Source organism: Pseudomonas sp. BW16M2 (genome assembly GCF_014268865.1).
GTDB lineage: Bacteria > Pseudomonadota > Gammaproteobacteria > Pseudomonadales > Pseudomonadaceae > Aquipseudomonas > Aquipseudomonas peradeniyensis.
Genome location: NZ_JABWRI010000043.1, coordinates 1 through 15,696, shown reverse-complemented (window position 1 = coordinate 15,696; position 15,696 = coordinate 1). Strand labels below are relative to the sequence as shown.

General features: G+C 65.1%; 14 protein-coding genes. 8 read left to right on the top strand and 6 right to left on the bottom strand.

The window, feature by feature from the left end; genetic code table 11:
• The first annotated feature begins 187 nt into the window (after positions 1 to 187).
• The 6 genes from livH (at position 188) to HU735_RS25255 (ending at position 6,374) form a co-directional block, all read left to right on the top strand.
• Complete coding sequence (livH, locus tag HU735_RS25280; protein WP_028692119.1) at positions 188 to 1,111, top strand: high-affinity branched-chain amino acid ABC transporter permease LivH; 924 nt, start codon at positions 188 to 190, stop codon at positions 1,109 to 1,111.
• Positions 1,108 to 2,364 (top strand): high-affinity branched-chain amino acid ABC transporter permease LivM, encoded by a 1,257-nt coding sequence (locus HU735_RS25275; RefSeq protein WP_186716133.1) that lies wholly within the window; start codon positions 1,108 to 1,110, stop codon positions 2,362 to 2,364. Before livH ends, HU735_RS25275 begins: the two co-directional genes overlap by 4 nt.
• Positions 2,361 to 3,128 (top strand): high-affinity branched-chain amino acid ABC transporter ATP-binding protein LivG, encoded by a 768-nt coding sequence (livG, locus tag HU735_RS25270; protein ID WP_084856089.1) that lies wholly within the window; start codon positions 2,361 to 2,363, stop codon positions 3,126 to 3,128. The genes HU735_RS25275 and livG overlap by 4 nt, the downstream gene beginning before the upstream one ends.
• Positions 3,129 to 3,830 carry an ATP-binding cassette domain-containing protein gene (locus HU735_RS25265; RefSeq protein WP_028692122.1) on the top strand — a complete coding sequence of 234 codons (702 nt, stop codon included), beginning with the start codon at positions 3,129 to 3,131 and terminating at the stop codon, positions 3,828 to 3,830.
• A 155-nt stretch (positions 3,831 to 3,985) separates the two neighbouring features.
• The gene (locus tag HU735_RS25260) at positions 3,986 to 4,663 is read left to right on the top strand and encodes a hypothetical protein (protein ID WP_050704229.1); all 678 of its coding nucleotides are present in this window, start codon (positions 3,986 to 3,988) and stop codon (positions 4,661 to 4,663) included.
• A gap of 103 nt (positions 4,664 to 4,766) precedes the next feature.
• Entirely contained in the window at positions 4,767 to 6,374 is a 1,608-nt protein-coding gene (locus HU735_RS25255) for an NAD(P)/FAD-dependent oxidoreductase (RefSeq protein WP_186716132.1), read from the top strand.
• Positions 6,375 to 6,514: 140 nt separating this feature from the next.
• Here the strand turns inward: HU735_RS25255 and HU735_RS25250 are convergent, their stop codons facing one another.
• Positions 6,515 to 6,979, bottom strand: coding sequence for a glycine zipper 2TM domain-containing protein (locus tag HU735_RS25250; RefSeq protein WP_050704227.1), 465 nt, complete (start codon positions 6,977 to 6,979; stop codon positions 6,515 to 6,517).
• A gap of 148 nt (positions 6,980 to 7,127) precedes the next feature.
• Here HU735_RS25250 and HU735_RS25245 point away from each other — a divergent pair, with 148 nt between their 5' ends.
• Complete coding sequence (locus tag HU735_RS25245) at positions 7,128 to 7,358, top strand: hypothetical protein (RefSeq protein ID WP_050704226.1); 231 nt, start codon at positions 7,128 to 7,130, stop codon at positions 7,356 to 7,358.
• Positions 7,359 to 7,483: 125 nt separating this feature from the next.
• On the opposite strand, the gene pdxH is transcribed toward HU735_RS25245, so the two are convergent.
• The 5 genes from pdxH to dinG all read right to left on the bottom strand — a co-directional run bounded on the left by pdxH (position 7,484) and on the right by dinG (position 14,999).
• On the bottom strand, positions 7,484 to 8,131 hold the full coding sequence (gene pdxH, locus HU735_RS25240; RefSeq protein WP_186716130.1) for a pyridoxamine 5'-phosphate oxidase: 648 nt from the start codon (positions 8,129 to 8,131) through the stop codon (positions 7,484 to 7,486).
• Positions 8,132 to 8,150: 19 nt separating this feature from the next.
• A complete protein-coding gene (locus HU735_RS25235) occupies positions 8,151 to 9,128 on the bottom strand; it encodes an OmpA family protein (RefSeq protein WP_186716128.1) in 978 nt (325 codons plus the stop codon).
• Between the two features lie 99 nt (positions 9,129 to 9,227).
• Positions 9,228 to 10,373, bottom strand: a complete 1,146-nt coding sequence (locus HU735_RS25230; protein WP_050704223.1) for a serine hydrolase domain-containing protein — start codon at positions 10,371 to 10,373, stop codon at positions 9,228 to 9,230.
• A 171-nt stretch (positions 10,374 to 10,544) separates the two neighbouring features.
• A complete protein-coding gene (locus tag HU735_RS25225) occupies positions 10,545 to 12,773 on the bottom strand; it encodes a beta-galactosidase (protein WP_186716125.1) in 2,229 nt (742 codons plus the stop codon).
• 81 nt (positions 12,774 to 12,854) lie between these two features.
• A complete protein-coding gene (gene dinG, locus HU735_RS25220) occupies positions 12,855 to 14,999 on the bottom strand; it encodes an ATP-dependent DNA helicase DinG (protein ID WP_186716123.1) in 2,145 nt (714 codons plus the stop codon).
• A 98-nt stretch (positions 15,000 to 15,097) separates the two neighbouring features.
• Between dinG and HU735_RS25215 the strand changes: the two genes are divergently transcribed.
• On the top strand, positions 15,098 to 15,562 hold the full coding sequence (locus HU735_RS25215) for a CopD family protein (protein WP_186716121.1): 465 nt from the start codon (positions 15,098 to 15,100) through the stop codon (positions 15,560 to 15,562).
• Positions 15,563 to 15,696: the final 134 nt, after the last annotated feature.

Sequence of the window (15,696 nt, the reverse complement as noted above, 5' to 3'; positions counted from 1 at the left end):
TTGTTTTACGAGGTTCTATGGACCTGATTCCCGTGATCCGGGAGCCGGTTCACCTGAAAATCTTAAAACCGTCACCCGCGGTTTCCTGGTTGTGCCCGCACAAGATCACGTGGCGAAGACCACGAGAACATGGGCCGGGGTCATCCCCCGCCAGAGAAATGCAAATCAGGTTTTTAGGAGCGCTGTAATGCCTGAGATCTACCATTTCCTACAACAACTGGTTAACGGATTGACCATCGGCAGTACCTACGCGCTGATCGCCATCGGTTACACGATGGTGTACGGCATCATCGGCATGATCAACTTCGCCCACGGCGAGGTGTACATGATCGGTTCCTACGTGGCCTTCATCGCCCTTGCCGGGCTGGCCATGATGGGCATCCACTCGTTGCCGATCCTGATGACCGTGGCCTTCGTCGCCACGATCTTCGTCACCAGTGCCTACGGCTACAGCATCGAACGGGTCGCCTACCGGCCGCTGCGCAACAGCAACCGGCTGATCCCGCTGATCTCCGCCATCGGCATGTCGATCTTCCTGCAGAACACCGTCCTGCTGTCGCAGGACTCCAAGGACAAGTCCATCCCCAACCTGATCCCCGGCAGCTTCTCGTTCGGCCCGGGGGGCGCGGAGGAAGTGCTGGTCTCGTACATGCAGATCCTGGTGTTCGTGGTGACCCTCGTCGCCATGACCTGCCTGACCCTGTTCATCTCCCGTTCCCGCCTGGGTCGCGCCTGCCGCGCCTGCGCCGAGGACATCAAGATGGCCAACCTGCTGGGCATCAACACCAACAACATCATCGCCCTGACCTTCGTCATCGGCGCCGCGCTGGCGGCGGTGGCGGCCGTGCTGCTGAGCATGCAGTACGGGGTGATCAACCCCAACGCCGGTTTCCTGGTGGGCCTGAAGGCCTTCACCGCGGCGGTACTGGGCGGCATCGGCAGCATCCCGGGCGCCATGCTCGGCGGGCTGGTGCTGGGCGTGGCCGAAGCGTTCGGCGCCGACATCTTCGGCGACCAGTACAAGGACGTGGTGGCATTCGGTCTTTTGGTTCTTGTCCTGCTGTTCCGGCCGACCGGCATCCTGGGCCGCCCGGAGGTTGAAAAAGTATGAACAGAAATCTCAAACAGGCGTTCTTCAGCGTCTTGCTGGTCTGGGCCGTGGCCTTCCCGGTGCTGGGCCTGAAACTCAGCATCGATGGCATCAGCCTGATCGTGCACAGCCAGGGCTCGTTCACCATCAGCATCATCGCCGCGTGCTCGGTGCTGATGTTCCTGCGCGTACTGTTCGACAAGCAGTGGAGCGCGGTGATGGGCCGCCGCTCGGAGCGCAAGCTGGTACCGCCTTCGGTGACCAACTTCCTCACCCTGCCGAAGACCCAGCGCTGGGTCATCATGGGGCTGATCGTGGCGGCGCTGATCTGGCCGTTCTTCGGCTCGCGCGGCGCGGTCGACATCGCCACGCTGATCCTGATCTACGTGTTGCTGGGCCTGGGCCTGAACATCGTGGTGGGGCTTGCGGGCCTGCTCGACCTGGGTTACGTCGGCTTCTACGCCGTCGGCGCCTACAGCTACGCGATGCTCTCGCACTACCTGGGCTGGAGCTTCTGGGTGTGCCTGCCGATCGCCGGCCTGATGGCCGCCACCTTCGGCTTCCTGCTCGGCTTCCCGGTGCTGCGCCTGCGCGGCGACTACCTGGCGATCGTGACCCTGGGCTTCGGCGAGATCATCCGCCTGTTCCTGCGCAACCTCACCGACTGGACCGGCGGCCCCAACGGCATCAGCAACATCCCCAAGCCGGAGTTCTTCGGCCTGACCTTCGAACGCCGCGCCGCCGAGGGCATGCAGACCTTCCACGAGTTCTTCGGGCTGGAATACAACTCGATCAACAAGGTGATCTTCCTCTACCTGGTGGCCCTGCTGCTGGCGTTGCTGGCGCTGTTCGTCATCAACCGCCTGCTGCGCATGCCGATCGGCCGGGCCTGGGAAGCGCTGCGTGAAGACGAGATCGCTTGCCGCGCGCTGGGCCTGAACCCCACCGTGATCAAGCTCTCGGCGTTCACCCTGGGTGCCTGCTTCGCCGGTTTCGCCGGCAGCTTCTTCGCCGCCCGCCAGGGGCTGGTGACACCGGAGTCGTTCACCTTTATCGAGTCGGCGATCATCCTCGCCATCGTCGTGCTGGGTGGCATGGGTTCGCAGCTGGGCGTGATTCTCGCGGCCATCGTGATGATCCTGCTGCCGGAGATGATGCGTGAGTTCAGCGAATACCGGATGCTGATGTTCGGTGCGCTGATGGTGTTGATGATGATCTGGCGTCCGCAGGGCCTGCTGCCCATGCAACGTCCGCACATGGAGCTGCCTCGATGAGCCGCGAAATTCTGCAAGTCAGCGGCCTGAGCATGCGCTTCGGCGGCTTGTTGGCGGTCAACGGCGTGGGCCTGACCGTCAAGGAAAAACAGGTAGTGGCATTGATCGGCCCGAACGGCGCCGGCAAGACCACCGTGTTCAACTGCCTCACCGGCTTCTACAAGCCCAGCGGCGGCACCATCCTGCTCGACGGCCAGCCGATCCAGGGCCTGGCCGGCCATCAGATCGCCCGCAAGGGCGTGGTGCGGACCTTCCAGAACGTGCGCCTGTTCAAGGAAATGACCGCGCTGGAAAACCTGCTGATCGCCCAGCACCGTCACCTGAACACCAACTTCTTCGCCGGCCTGTTCAAGACTCCGAGCTTCCGCCGCAGCGAGAAGGAGGCCATGGAGCGCGCGCAGTACTGGCTGGAGAAGGTCAACCTGACCGAGTTCGCCAACCGTACCGCCGGCACCCTCGCCTACGGCCAGCAACGGCGCCTGGAAATCGCCCGCTGCATGATGACCCAACCACGGATCATCATGCTCGACGAACCGGCCGCGGGCCTCAACCCCAAGGAGACCGAGGACCTCAAGGCCCTCATCGCCTACCTGCGCGAATCCCACAACGTGACCGTGCTGCTGATCGAGCACGACATGAAACTGGTGATGAGCATTTCCGACCACATCGTGGTGATCAACCAGGGCACGCCCCTGGCCGATGGCACGCCGGAAGAGATTCGCGGCAACCCTGATGTGATCAAGGCCTACCTGGGGGAGGCGTAAATGCTGAAGTTCGAGAACGTTTCCACCTTCTACGGCAAGATCCAGGCGCTGCACAGCGTCAACGTGGAGATCAACCAGGGCGAGATCGTCACTCTGATCGGTGCCAACGGCGCCGGCAAGTCGACCTTGCTGATGACCCTCTGCGGTTCGCCCCAGGCGAGCAGCGGCAGCATCAAGTACCTGGGCGAGGAGCTTGTCGGCCAGCCGTCCTCGCACATCATGCGCAAGAGCATCGCGGTGGTGCCTGAAGGCCGCCGCGTGTTCTCGCGCCTGACCGTCGAGGAAAACCTGGCCATGGGCGGTTTCTTCACCGACAAGGGCGACTACCAGGAGCAGCTGGACAAGGTCCTGCAGCTGTTCCCGCGCCTGAAGGAACGCTACATCCAGCGCGGCGGCACCATGTCCGGCGGCGAGCAGCAGATGCTGGCCATCGGCCGGGCGCTGATGAGCAAGCCCAAGTTGCTGCTGCTCGACGAACCGTCGCTGGGCCTGGCGCCGATCATCATTCAGCAGATCTTCGACATCATCGAACAGCTGCGCCGCGATGGCGTGACGGTGTTCCTGGTGGAGCAGAACGCCAACCAGGCGCTGAAGATCGCCGACCGGGCGTATGTGCTGGAGAACGGCAAGGTGGTGATGCAGGGCACCGGTGAAGCGTTGCTGACCGACCCGAAGGTGCGCGACGCGTATCTGGGGGGTTGAATGATCAAAGGGCCTTCGGGCCCTTTTTTCTTGCGCCTGCGCGGGCCTCATCGCGGAGCGCCGATGCGACTTGCCCCGCGATGAGGCCCTTGTGATCCATGCGCACCCTGCGTAACGTGGCCAGCTCTTTTGCAACGTCTCCCGGAGCCCGCCCCATGCGCCTCACCCCTTCCCTGCTGCTTACCGCCCTGCTACCGCTGTTCGCCGGCTGCCAGATGCTGGCCGAAAAACCGGTCGACCCGAACCTGGGCACCACCCGCATGCAAGGCGAACTGAGCGCAGCCGGCGGCCATCTGCTGTTCAAGCCCTGCAGCGAAAGCCGTCGCTTCATCGTCAACGACGTTGCCGCCACCGGCATCCTGCAGGAAGCCGCCAACCTGGCCGACGACGCCGGTGACAAGCTGTTCGCCGACGTCCGCGCGCGCATGACCGGCAGCAAGCAGGCCGGCAGCGACGGCCAGCTCGACGTGACCCGCCTGTACCGCCTCGAAACCTCCGAGTATTCCGGCTGCGAAGATCCGAACTTCAAGCAGCTGACCCTGCGTGCCGGCGGCCACGAGCCGGACTGGGACATCAAGGCCAGCGGCAAGGGCATGGTGCTCAACCGCATCGGCCAGGATCCGCTGGCGCTGCCCTACCTGGAAGAGGCAATGCCCGGCGGTGGCCTGAGTCTGTCCAGCGAGGCCAACGGCCAGCGCGTCGAGCTGTGGGTCGCGCCGCAGCGCTGCGTCGACGGCGCCACCGGTGCCATCCGCCACCTCAAGGCCGAGCTGCGCATCGACGGCAAGACCCTGCAGGGCTGCGCCTACTACGGCGGCGCCCGCGACCTCTGATCGCCAGGCACTTTTATCCTGCCAGTCGGGGCGGCTAACAGCTTATACTTGGCGGTTTGTGTAAAGCCGCCGGCCGCCCATGGCCGGGATACTGGACCCTGCCATGCTACGAATCACCGAACTGAAGCTGCCCCTGGACCACTCCGACGACGAATTGCGCGCCGCCATCGTCCAGCGCCTGGGCATCAGCGATGAGCAACTGCTCGGCTTCACCCTGTTCAAGCGCAGCTACGATGCGCGCAAGAAGAACAGCGAACTGCTGTTCATCTACACCATCGACCTTGAAACCAGCAACGAAGCCGAGCTGCTGCGCCGCTTCGAAGGCGACGCCAAGATCGGCGTGGCCCCGGACGTCAGCTACAAGTTCGTCGGCCAAGCCCCGGCCGACCTGACGCAGCGGCCGATTGTGGTCGGCTTCGGCCCCTGCGGCATCTTCGCCGGGCTGCTACTGGCGCAGATGGGCTTCAAGCCGATCGTGCTCGAGCGCGGCAAGGAAGTGCGTCAGCGCACCAAGGACACCTGGGGCCTGTGGCGCAAGAGCGTGCTCAACCCCGAGTCCAACGTGCAGTTCGGCGAAGGCGGCGCCGGTACCTTCTCCGACGGCAAGCTGTACAGCCAGATCAAGGACCCCAACCACCACGGCCGCAAGGTACTGGAAGAGTTCGTCAAGGCCGGCGCACCGGACGAGATCCTTTACATCAACAAGCCGCACATCGGCACCTTCCGTCTGACCAGCATGGTCGAGAAGATGCGCGAGGAAATCATCACCCTGGGCGGTGAAGTACGCTTCGAGCAGAAGGTTACCGACCTGCTGATCGACGGCGAACAGCTCACCGGCGTGGTACTGCAGAGCGGTGAACAGCTGCACTCGCGGCATGTGGTGCTGGCCTTGGGGCACAGCGCCCGCGACACCTTCCGCATGCTCCACGCCAAGGGCGTGTTCATGGAAGCCAAGCCGTTCTCGGTCGGTTTCCGTATCGAGCACCCGCAGTCGCTGATCGACAAGGCGCGCCTGGGCAAGTACGCCGGCCACCCGAAACTCGGCGCCGCCGACTACAAGCTGGTGCACCACGCCAAGAACGGTCGCTCGGTCTACAGCTTCTGCATGTGCCCGGGCGGCACCGTGGTCGCCGCCACCAGCGAACCGGGCCGCGTGGTCACCAACGGCATGAGCCAATACTCGCGTAATGAGCGCAACGCCAACTCCGGTATCGTCGTCGGTATCGACCCCGAGCGCGACTACCCGGGCGGCCCGCTGGCCGGCATCGAGCTGCAGGAACGCCTGGAGGCCCATGCCTACGTGATGGGCGGCAGCAACTACCAGGCACCGGCGCAGTTAGTGGGCGACTTCGTCGCCGGCCGCCCGTCCACCGCGCTGGGCAGCGTCGAGCCGTCCTACAAGCCTGGCGTGACCCTGGGCGACCTGGCCCCGAGCCTGCCGGACTTCGCCATCGAGGCGATCCGTGAAGCGCTGCCGGCCTTCGACCGCCAGATCAAGGGCTACAACCTGCACGACGCGGTGCTGACCGGCATCGAGACCCGCACCTCGTCGCCGCTGCGCATCACCCGGGACGCCAGCTTGCAGAGCCTCAACCTCAAGGGCCTGTTCCCGGCGGGCGAAGGCGCGGGCTACGCTGGCGGCATTCTCTCGGCCGGCGTGGATGGCATCCGTATCGCCGAAGCGGTGGCGAAGGACATGCTCGGCCTGTAAGTCTTTTCGCGGGGCAAGTCGCATCGGCGCACCGCCGCTCCCACAATCGTGGGAGCGGGCTTGCCCCGCGATAGCGCAGGTACAGGCAAAAGAAAACCCCGAACAGGCCAGGCCCGTTCGGGGTTTCTTTTATGCGGTGATCAGTGAGTGACGCGGCTGGTGCCATCGACGGTCATGATGCGCACACGCTCGCCCACACGGAAAACCTCGTTCTGCTGCACTTGCTGCACGTAGGCGCGCATGCTGCCGTCGTCTTCACGCACGGTGATCTCGACACCCTGGGTGCGGGTCAGGCCTTCCTCGGCGGCGGAACCGGCCAGGCCACCGGCCACGGCACCGATCACCGCAGCCACGACGCTGCCACGGCCGCCACCGATGGCGCTACCGGCGACACCACCGACAATGGCGCCAGCACCACCACCGATCGGGGTCTTGGTACCCTCGATCTTCACCGGACGCAGGGATTCGATGGTGCCCATGCGCACGGTCTGCACGCGGCGAGCCTCATCACGGGAGTAGCTGTCGCCGGTCAGCGACGACTGGCAGCCGCCCAGCAGCAGCGACACGGTGGTGAAGCTGGCCAGCAGCAAAGCGGATTTACGCATGGGGTCAATCTCCATAAGACAGGTGTCCATTAGACTCCGGGCCTTGACAAGTGTCACGGCGCAAACGTTATAAAATTGTTTTCATTCAGCCCAGGTACAGCCTATGCCGGCTGTGTGGCGGACCTTTTACGTGAGACCAAGGATAGCCATGGATTACTTCATCGTCGTCGTGGTGACTATCGCCGGCCTGTATTTTCACGGGTGGCTGTATGTGCGCATGCGGCGCTGGATGGACCGGGACCTGGCGCTGTCGCTGGCCGGGGAGGATCCGGCGAAGCGGGATTTCATGCTCGAGTTGCTGGAGCGGGCGCGGGTCGAGAAGGTGCGGCGCAAGGAGTTGGCGGCGTGGCTGGAGCGGGAGGCGGCGGGGTATCGGTAATGCCGAATCATGCGTGGGAGCGGACTTGCCCCGCGATGACGTCAGCCTAGGCCATCGCCATCGCGGGACAAGCCCGCTCCCACAGAGTCCTAGCTTGATCAGCTAGCCCCAAACGGCCCCGGATATCAGGGTGCCAGGCGCTCGCGCAGCCAATGGCCATCGACCAGCCGGTAGTTCAGCCGGTCATGCAAGCGACTGGCCCGCCCCTGCCAGAACTCGACACGCTCCGGCACCAGGCGATAGCCGCCCCAGTGTTCCGGGCAATGCGGTTGCGTGTCGGAAAAGCGCGCCTCGGTGGCCTTGACCATCCCTTCCAGTTCCTCGCGGTCGGCAATTACCCGACTCTGCGGCGACGCCCAGGCGCCCAGGCGGCTGCCTAAAGGACGCACCTGGTAGTAATCGTCCGACTCCTTGGCCGTGACCTTTTCCACCCGCCCTTCGATTCGCACCTGACGCTCCAGCGCCGGCCAGAAAAAAGTCATCGCCGCGAACGGATTCGCCGCGATGTGCTGGCCCTTGGCGCTTTCATAGTTGGTGAAGAACGTGAACCCTCGGGCATCGAGGGCCTTGAGCAACAGCACCCGGCAATGCGGGCGGCCGTCGGCGTCGACGGTCGCCAGGGTCATGGCGTTGGCTTCCACCGGTAGCTGCTCGGTCTTCACCGCATCGGCGAACCAGTGGTGGAACAGCGCGAACGGCTCCCCCGGGGCCTGGGCTTCGGCCAGGCCATCACGGGTGTAGTCGCGGCGCATATCGGCCAGGGATTGGGTCATGACTGCGTTTCCTTGACGATCAGTTGGTCTTCGCAGGGCTGTTGGCGGCGACTTTCTTGTCGGTGGCGGCCTTCTTCGCGGCAGGTTTGGCCGGGGCGGCTTTCTTCTTCGCGGCGGTGCTGGCCTTGGCCGGTGCCTTGGCCTTGGCGGCCGGTTTTTTCGCAGCCGGCTTGGCAGCGGCCTTGGCGGCTGGCTTGGCGGCCGGGGCCTTGGCGTCCTGGGTGGCGACCATCGCCGCCGGAGCCGGTGCCGGGGCGGCCTGCTGGTACTTGGCCAGCAACGCGACCATGGTGTTCTGCGGGGTCAGCAGCAGCTCGACGCGGCGGTTCAGGGCGCGGCCCTCGGCGCTGTCGTTAGCGGCGCGCGGCATCACCGAGCCCATGCCCTTGAGCATCAGGCGGTCACGCTGCAGGCCGCTGAGACGGAAGATCGCCGACACCGAAGCAGCACGCTCGAGGCTGAGCTTCTGGTTGGCGGCGGTAGCACCGCTGCTGTCGGCGTGGCCGAGGACCAGCACGGCGGTCTTGGTGTCGGTCTCGATGGCCTTGGCCACCTGGGTGATCGGGCCAAGAGTGACCGGCAGTAGCATATTCGGACGGTCCGGGTTGTAGGAACTGTCCACTGGAATGGTCACCGCCAGCACATCTTCACGGCGTTCGAGTTCGAACTTGCTGCCCTTGATCGCTTCGCGGACCTTCGGCTCGTACTGGTCGAGCCAGGCCTGGGTGGCCTTCTGGTCGATCTTCGGCACCGCCGCGACCTTGTCCTTTTTCTCGTCGCTACCGAACGGCCACCACCAGCGGCTGGCGCTTTCGGACTTGGCATCGGCCTTGGCGACGTTTTCGACGACGGCCTCCTTCACTTCCTTGTCGGCGACCTTGTCCGAGCCAAAGGGCCACCAGTTCAGGCCACTGTCCTTGGAAGCGTCCTGGGAATGGCTGGCGCAGCCGGTCATGGCCAGGCACAGGGCGAGTGCTAAGGTTTTATGTGAAGACATCAGCGATACACCATGAAATAGAAAGAAATTTTGCCCATACGCGTCAGGCGTTGGCATTGAGGATAGTCAAAGGGTCCGGGCAATACCCGCGTTACCCGATCAAAGGCAGCTGCCAAGGACCCGCACCAGACGTTGGGCACGCGGGTCCATCAGCACGTAGGGGCCCAGGGTATTGGTGACGAAGCCAAAGGCCACGTCGTGTTCGGGGTCGGCGAAGCCGACCGAGCCGCCCGCGCCGGGGTGGCCGAACGCCCGTGCGCCAAGACCGAAGGTGGCATTGGCCACCTCTGGCTGGTCGAGCATGCAGCCCAGGCCGAAGCGGGTCTGGGTCAACAGGGTGCGGTCCTGGCCGAGGCTGTGCTCGCGGGTCAGTTCGTCGAGCAGCTCGGACTCCAGCAGGCTGCCGTCGAGCAGGCCGGCATAGAAGCCCGCCAGGCTGCGGGCGTTGCCGTGGCCATTGGCTGCCGGCTGCTGCATGCGCCGCCATTCGGGCTTGTTGGTGCTGGTGAGGATTGCCGGTGGGTTGGTGAAAGCCCGGGTCGACAGGGCCTCGGGCTCGCGCATCGTGACCTGCAGCAGGCGCTGGGCCGCGGCATCGCCGGGGTTGCCCTTGCCGCGGGCGATATGCGCCACACGGTGGAATTCGTCGTCCGCCAGGCCGACATGGAAGTCCAGCCCCAATGGCCGGGCGGTGCGGGCCACGATCGAATCGCCCGGGCCACGACCGTCGGCGCGACGGATCAGCTCGCCGATCAGCCAGCCATAGGTGATCGCCGCATAACCGTGTTCGCTGCCGGGCGTCCACCAGGGCGCCTCGGCGGCCAGGGCATCGACCATGGCCTGCCAGTCGTACAGTGCCTCGGCCGGCAGCAACTCACGGATGGCCGGCAGGCCGGCGCGATGGCTGAGCAGCTGGCGCAGGGTGACCTGCTCCTTGCCGGCCTGGGCGAATTCCGGCCAGTAGCGTGCCACCGGCGCATCGAGGGCCAGCTTGCCCTCGCCCACCAGTTGCAGGGCGGTCACGGCGGTGAAGGTCTTGGTGCAGGAGAACAGGTTGGCGATGGTGTCGCTGTGCCAGGCCTCGCGGCCGTCCTTGTCGGCGCTGCCAGCCCACAGGTCGACCACGGTCTCGCCGCCGACCTGGATGCACAATGCGGCACCACGCTCCTGGGGATCCTCGAACAACGCGGCGAAGGCATCGCGCACCGCCTCGAACTTCAGCTCATAGTGACCCTGGATCTGCACCCGACTACCTCTCTGTACGGCCTGGCTTGCAAAGGGGTGCATTGTTTCAGTAGTTGGGCGATTTGCAAACTGGATATGGCTGGGTGGTTGTCGGAGGCGTGCCTATATTCCCTGGTCTGACGCTATCGCGGGGCAAGCCCGCTCCCACGAAAGCGCTGCCAGGGACAGCACTCATTTTTTGGGGGCGGGCTTGTCCAGTTCGGTGCGTAGCTGCGTGAGGCTCTGCAGGTTGCTCCGGCGCACCGCCTCGACGAAGCCCGGGTAGCTCACGTCGGTGATGGCCACCAGGCCCAGGTGGCCGTTCTCGCCGTCCAGCAGCCTGCCGCTGGCCGGCTGGTCGAGGTATTGGAACCAGTGCGCGCCAACGATCATCGGCTGGGCCATGGCGGCCTTTAGGAAGTTGGCATAGGCCGGCCCGCGATCTTCCTCGCGGGCCACTTCCAGCGGGCCTGGCCAGAACGGACCACGGTCGCGTGAACCGAACTGGAACTCCGAGACCAGCACCGGCTTGTCCAGCTCGGCCAACCGAGCGAAGTCGTAGCCGTCTTCAGGCTTCAAGGTATAGAAGTTGAAGCTCAGCACATCGCAGAACCTGGCGCAGGCCTGCACCGCCTCGGGCGTGCTGACCGCATAGCGTCCGCCCAGCAGCAGATGGTTGGGCGCATGCCATTTCAGGGCATCGGAAATGGTCTTGAAATAGGTTTCGGCGAACACCTGCTGGAAATACTGGTAGTCACGCTCGATTTCCGGGTGTTCCGGGTTGGGCAAGGGCGCCTCGAAGCCTGGGTCTTCCATCAGCTCCCAGGCGGTCAGCTCGATCCCCCAGGCCTTGGACAAGCCTTGCTGGTTGCGGTACTTGTCGCGCAGTTGCTTGAGGAACGCGCGCTTGGCCGGCACATCGGTGGTCAGGCGCAAGGTGCCGTAGGCCAGGCCGTAGCGTGCCTTGGGATCGTCGCCGGGGGCGGCCCAGGCCAGTTCGTTGTCGGCGAAATAACCGATCAGCCAGGGGTCGTCACGGTGATCCCGGGCGGCGATGGCCACGGCACGTTCGGTGGCCATGGCAAAACGCGGGTCGAACGGGTCAGGCATGCGGCCCCACCAGTCCATGCCGGTGCTGATGCTGGCGTAGTCACCGACGATCGACAGTGGCAAGGTGTACGGCAGGCGCCTGGCCTGCCCGAGGGCCGGGTCGCTCCAGTTGCCGAGGGTGTTGAAGCCCCAGGCCTGCAGGCGGTCCAGGGTGTGGGCCTGCCAACGCTGGGCATCCAGGGCCGGCGCCGGGCAGGCCGTGCCATCCTGTGGGCAAGGCTTGCCGTAGGTGCGCTGCAGGTTGGCCGCATAGAAATCGAACCAGCGCCCTTGCTTGAAGCCCCGGCCCTGGGACGAGGCATTACCGTCGTCGTTATTGCCCTCGCCGTAGAAAGCGTTCATGGCTTCGCCCTCGCCCGGCAAGCCCTTGAACATGCCTTCGCGGCCGGCGACATAGGTGCGCCCGCCATCGGCGGCAACGGCATTGACGCCGAGCGAGTAGAACGGATGCCCCTCCGGCGTCACCAGGTACCAGCGCCCGTCGCGCTTCTCGGTGCGGAAGAAGCCCTTGGCTTCGAAAGCCGGCCCCGCGAGCAGGCCGCCATAGGTGTCCAGCTTGAGTTTTTCGCGCTCGGCCAGCCAGGCCTTGAGCTGTGCCTGTTCGCGGTTGTCGGCGGCCTTGAGCTGCTCATCGCCGACGATCTTCTCCGGCCAGCGGCCCCGAGTCGACTGCCCATAGGCATCGATCAACTCGCTGTAGGCGGCCTTGAACGCCTGGTCGTCATCCTGCAGGCCGACTTTCTCGATCAACAGGCTCTGGGCCACCTTGGGGCCGGGAATGCTCAGGCTGATCGAAGTGACCTGCGCCAGGTCCACCGCGCCTTCGCTGCTGGTGAGCAGCAGGCGTTGCCCCTCGAAGGTCCAGGGCATCGGTGGCCCGGCGCGCATGCCCTGGCTCAGCGGTGAACTGGCCTTGAGCGGAATCATCACGGTCTGCGCGGGCCCGGCCGGCAGGTCGATGCGGCTGGTGAGGGTGCGCCCGTCGCTGCTTTGCACCGCCACATCGACGGTCAGCGCCCAGTCCATCCCGCTCTGCAGGCGCAGGGTCAGTGCCTGGCCGGCGCTCCAGTCCCAGGCTCCGCCTTGCGGCGCGAGGCGCAGGGTCGGCTGCGCCACCGGGTTGAACACCACCCGCCGCAACACTTCGCCTTCGGCTGTCTGTTCCGCGTTGTACTGCGGCAGGCTGGCGTCCTGGGTGACAACATTCACCACCGAGGCCGGGCGCACGAAGCTGAACAACGTCTGTTGCCCGGCCAGCAAGGGCGCACTGCACAACAGGGAGAACACGACAGGCAGGGTGCGGCGGATCATAGGGCGGTGACTCTCCTTCGGAGCCCGTCATGGGCTCGCAATCGAGTAATGGACAACGGGTTGTGCGTCTTGCTCCGGCGCTCAGCCGGTTTCCCGTCGGAAAGGTGGCAGCGCATTGAGGATAGCCTTGCCGTAGCGCTGCGTGACCAGGCGGCGGTCAAGCAAGGTGATGACGCCTCGGTCCTGCTCGGTGCGCAGCAGCCGGCCGCAGGCCTGGATCAGGCGCAGCGAGGCATCGGGCACGGCGATTTCCATGAACGGGTTGCCGCCACGGGCCTCGATCCATTCAGCCAACGCGGCCTCGACCGGATCGTCCGGCACGGCGAAAGGAATCTTGGCGATCACCACGTGCTCGCAGTAGGCGCCCGGCAGGTCGACACCCTCGGCGAAACTGGCCAGGCCGAACAGCACGCTGTGCTGACCGTCGTCGACCCGCGCCTTGTGCTTGTTCAGGGTCTCCTGCTTGGACAGGTTGCCCTGGATCAGCACCAGTTTGCGCCAGTCCCGGTCCAGGCCGTCGAACACGTCCTGCATCTGCTTGCGCGAGGAGAACAGCACCAGCGCGCCACGCGCGTCCTCGACGATGCCCGGCAGCTCGCGGATGATCGCCGCGGTGTGCGCCGTGGCGTCCCGCGGGTCGGCGCCGAGGTCGGGCACCCGCAGCAGGCCGGCGTCGCCATGCACGAACGGACTGGGCACCACGCACTGCACTGCGTCGCGGGGCAGGCCCGAACGCATGCGGAAGCGGTCGAACTTGCCCAGGGCAGTGAGCGTCGCCGAGGTCACCAGGGCGCCATAAGCGACGTTCCACAGGCTCTTGCGCAGCATCTCGGCGGCCAGGATGGGGCTGGCGTTGACCTCGATGTCGAACAGCGCGCCGCTTTCGGCCAGGGTCAGCCAGCGGGCCATGGGCGGATTGTCTTCCGGGTCTTCGGCGGTGAACGCGGTCCACAGCTCCCAGTTGCCCTGGGCGCGGGTCACCAGGCTGCCGAACAGCGGGTACCACTCCTCGGCCTGGTGGCTGGCGATACCGATGTTGTTCTCGCCGTCCATGCCTTCCTTGAGCAGGTCGGCCAGGCGGGTAAACAGGTCGTTGAGGCGGGCGAAGCCTTTCTTGAGCTCGATGCCGACTTCGCGGATCTGCTCAGGCACCACCCCGCCTTCGAAACGGTAGCGCGGGCGGTCACGGCCTTCCATGTCCTCGCCGGCGCGGAAATCCGCCACCTGCTCGCAGAGGGTGAACATGAACTGCTGCTGGGTGCGGACTTCCCGCGCCAGCTCCGGGACCTGCTCGATGTATTTGCCAAGGTCGCCCGGCAGCGGATGCTGGGCCAGCAGCTTGGTCAGGTTCTTGGCGGTCTGCTCCAGCCAGTCGGCGGTGGAGCGCAGGCGCGAATAGTGGGCGAAGTGGCCGATGGCCTTGTCGGGCAGGTGGTGACCTTCGTCGAACACGTACATGGTGTCGCGCGGATCGGGCAGCACGGCGCCACCGCCCAGGGCCAGGTCGGCCAGGACCATGTCGTGGTTGGTGACGATCACGTCGACCTTGCCCATGCCTTCACGGGCCTTGTAGAACACGCACTGCTGGAAGTTCGGGCAATGCCGGCCGGTGCACTGGCCATGGTCGGTGGTCAGGCGAGCCCAGTCCTGGTCCTCGATGGTTTCGGACCAGCTGTCGCGGTCGCCGTCCCAGCGATTGCCGGCGAGCTTCTCGATCATGCTGTTGAACAGCTTCTGGCTGCGCTCGTCGACCTCGATGCGAAAGCCTTCTTCCTCGAACAGCTGGGCGGTGGCCGACTGGGCATGGCCTTCCTGCAGCAGGACGTCGAGCTTGGACAGGCACAGGTAGCGGCCACGGCCCTTGGCCAGGGCGAAGCTGAAGTTCAGCCCGCTGTTGCGCATCAGGTCGGGCAAGTCCTTGAAGACGATCTGCTCCTGCAGGGCCACGGTCGCGGTGGCGATTACCAGGCGCTTGCCGGCGGCCTTGGCGGCGGGGATCGCGGCCAGGCTGTAGGCGACGGTCTTGCCGGTACCGGTGCCGGCCTCGACGGCCACCACGGCGGGCTCGCCGGCACGGCGGCCGTCGTCGTCGCAGGCGATGTCGCCGAGCACCTTGGCCACTTCGGCGATCATCAGGCGCTGACCGTAGCGTGGCTTGAGGCTTTTGGCTTCGAGGAAACGCGAGTAGGCGCCCTGGATGGTGGCTTTGAGTTCGTTGCTGATCATGGTCTGCAGGCGCCCGGAGGGCTGGATATATTTTCAGTGTTTCGCATGGGCCGGCTATCATACCCCGCTATTGCCCTTTGTGCCGCATGGAGATCCGGATGCTCGCCTTTGCCCTGCCCTACACCTTGCATGTCCTGGCCGCCCTTGTCTGGGTCGGGGGGATGTTCTTCGCCTGGCTGGTGCTGCGGCCGGCAACGGTTGCCGCGCTGGAGGGGCCTGCGCGGCTGCGGTTGTGGGTGGAGGTTTTCCAGCGGTTCTTCAGATGGGTCTGGCTGGCGGTGGCGGTGTTGGCTGTCAGCGGGGTCGGGATGATTCACCTGCGGTTTGCCGGGTTCGAGACCGCGCCTCGTTACGTGCAGGTGATGATTGGCGGGGGGATTGTCATGTTTGCGTTGTTCATGCGGGTTCAGTCTTTGTTGCTGCCTGAACTGCGGACGGCGGTGGAGGCTGGGGATTGGGCTTCGGGGGCTGGGGTGCTGGGGCGGATTCGGCGGTTGGTGGGGGTTAATTTGTTGATTGGGGTGTTGGTGGTGGGGGTGGCTAGTTCGCGGGTTTGGGTTTGAGGGGTTCGGGTTCTGGCTCTGGTTCCTTGGTGATTGTTTTGGTTTTTGTATGCGCACTCGTAGGTGATGTCGACATTTAGTCACCTTTTCGCCTTTACGGCGACCTACTTTTCTCTAGGGAAAAGTAGGCAAAA

Excerpts from the sequence above, each read along its gene's own strand:
- HU735_RS25225 (WP_186716125.1), bottom strand. The coding sequence starts at position 12,773 with ATGATCCGCCGCACCCTGCCTGTCGTGTTCTCCCTGTTGTGCAGTGCG.
- livH (WP_028692119.1), top strand. The coding sequence starts at position 188 with ATGCCTGAGATCTACCATTTCCTACAACAACTGGTTAACGGATTGACC.
- pdxH (WP_186716130.1), bottom strand. The coding sequence starts at position 8,131 with ATGACCCAATCCCTGGCCGATATGCGCCGCGACTACACCCGTGATGGC.
- HU735_RS25215 (WP_186716121.1), top strand. The coding sequence starts at position 15,098 with ATGCTCGCCTTTGCCCTGCCCTACACCTTGCATGTCCTGGCCGCCCTT.
- dinG (WP_186716123.1), bottom strand. The coding sequence starts at position 14,999 with ATGATCAGCAACGAACTCAAAGCCACCATCCAGGGCGCCTACTCGCGT.
- HU735_RS25235 (WP_186716128.1), bottom strand. The coding sequence starts at position 9,128 with ATGTCTTCACATAAAACCTTAGCACTCGCCCTGTGCCTGGCCATGACC.
- HU735_RS25255 (WP_186716132.1), top strand. The coding sequence starts at position 4,767 with ATGCTACGAATCACCGAACTGAAGCTGCCCCTGGACCACTCCGACGAC.
- HU735_RS25265 (WP_028692122.1), top strand. The coding sequence starts at position 3,129 with ATGCTGAAGTTCGAGAACGTTTCCACCTTCTACGGCAAGATCCAGGCG.
- HU735_RS25260 (WP_050704229.1), top strand. The coding sequence starts at position 3,986 with ATGCGCCTCACCCCTTCCCTGCTGCTTACCGCCCTGCTACCGCTGTTC.
- HU735_RS25275 (WP_186716133.1), top strand. The coding sequence starts at position 1,108 with ATGAACAGAAATCTCAAACAGGCGTTCTTCAGCGTCTTGCTGGTCTGG.
- HU735_RS25245 (WP_050704226.1), top strand. The coding sequence starts at position 7,128 with ATGGATTACTTCATCGTCGTCGTGGTGACTATCGCCGGCCTGTATTTT.
- livG (WP_084856089.1), top strand. The coding sequence starts at position 2,361 with ATGAGCCGCGAAATTCTGCAAGTCAGCGGCCTGAGCATGCGCTTCGGC.
- HU735_RS25250 (WP_050704227.1), bottom strand. The coding sequence starts at position 6,979 with ATGCGTAAATCCGCTTTGCTGCTGGCCAGCTTCACCACCGTGTCGCTG.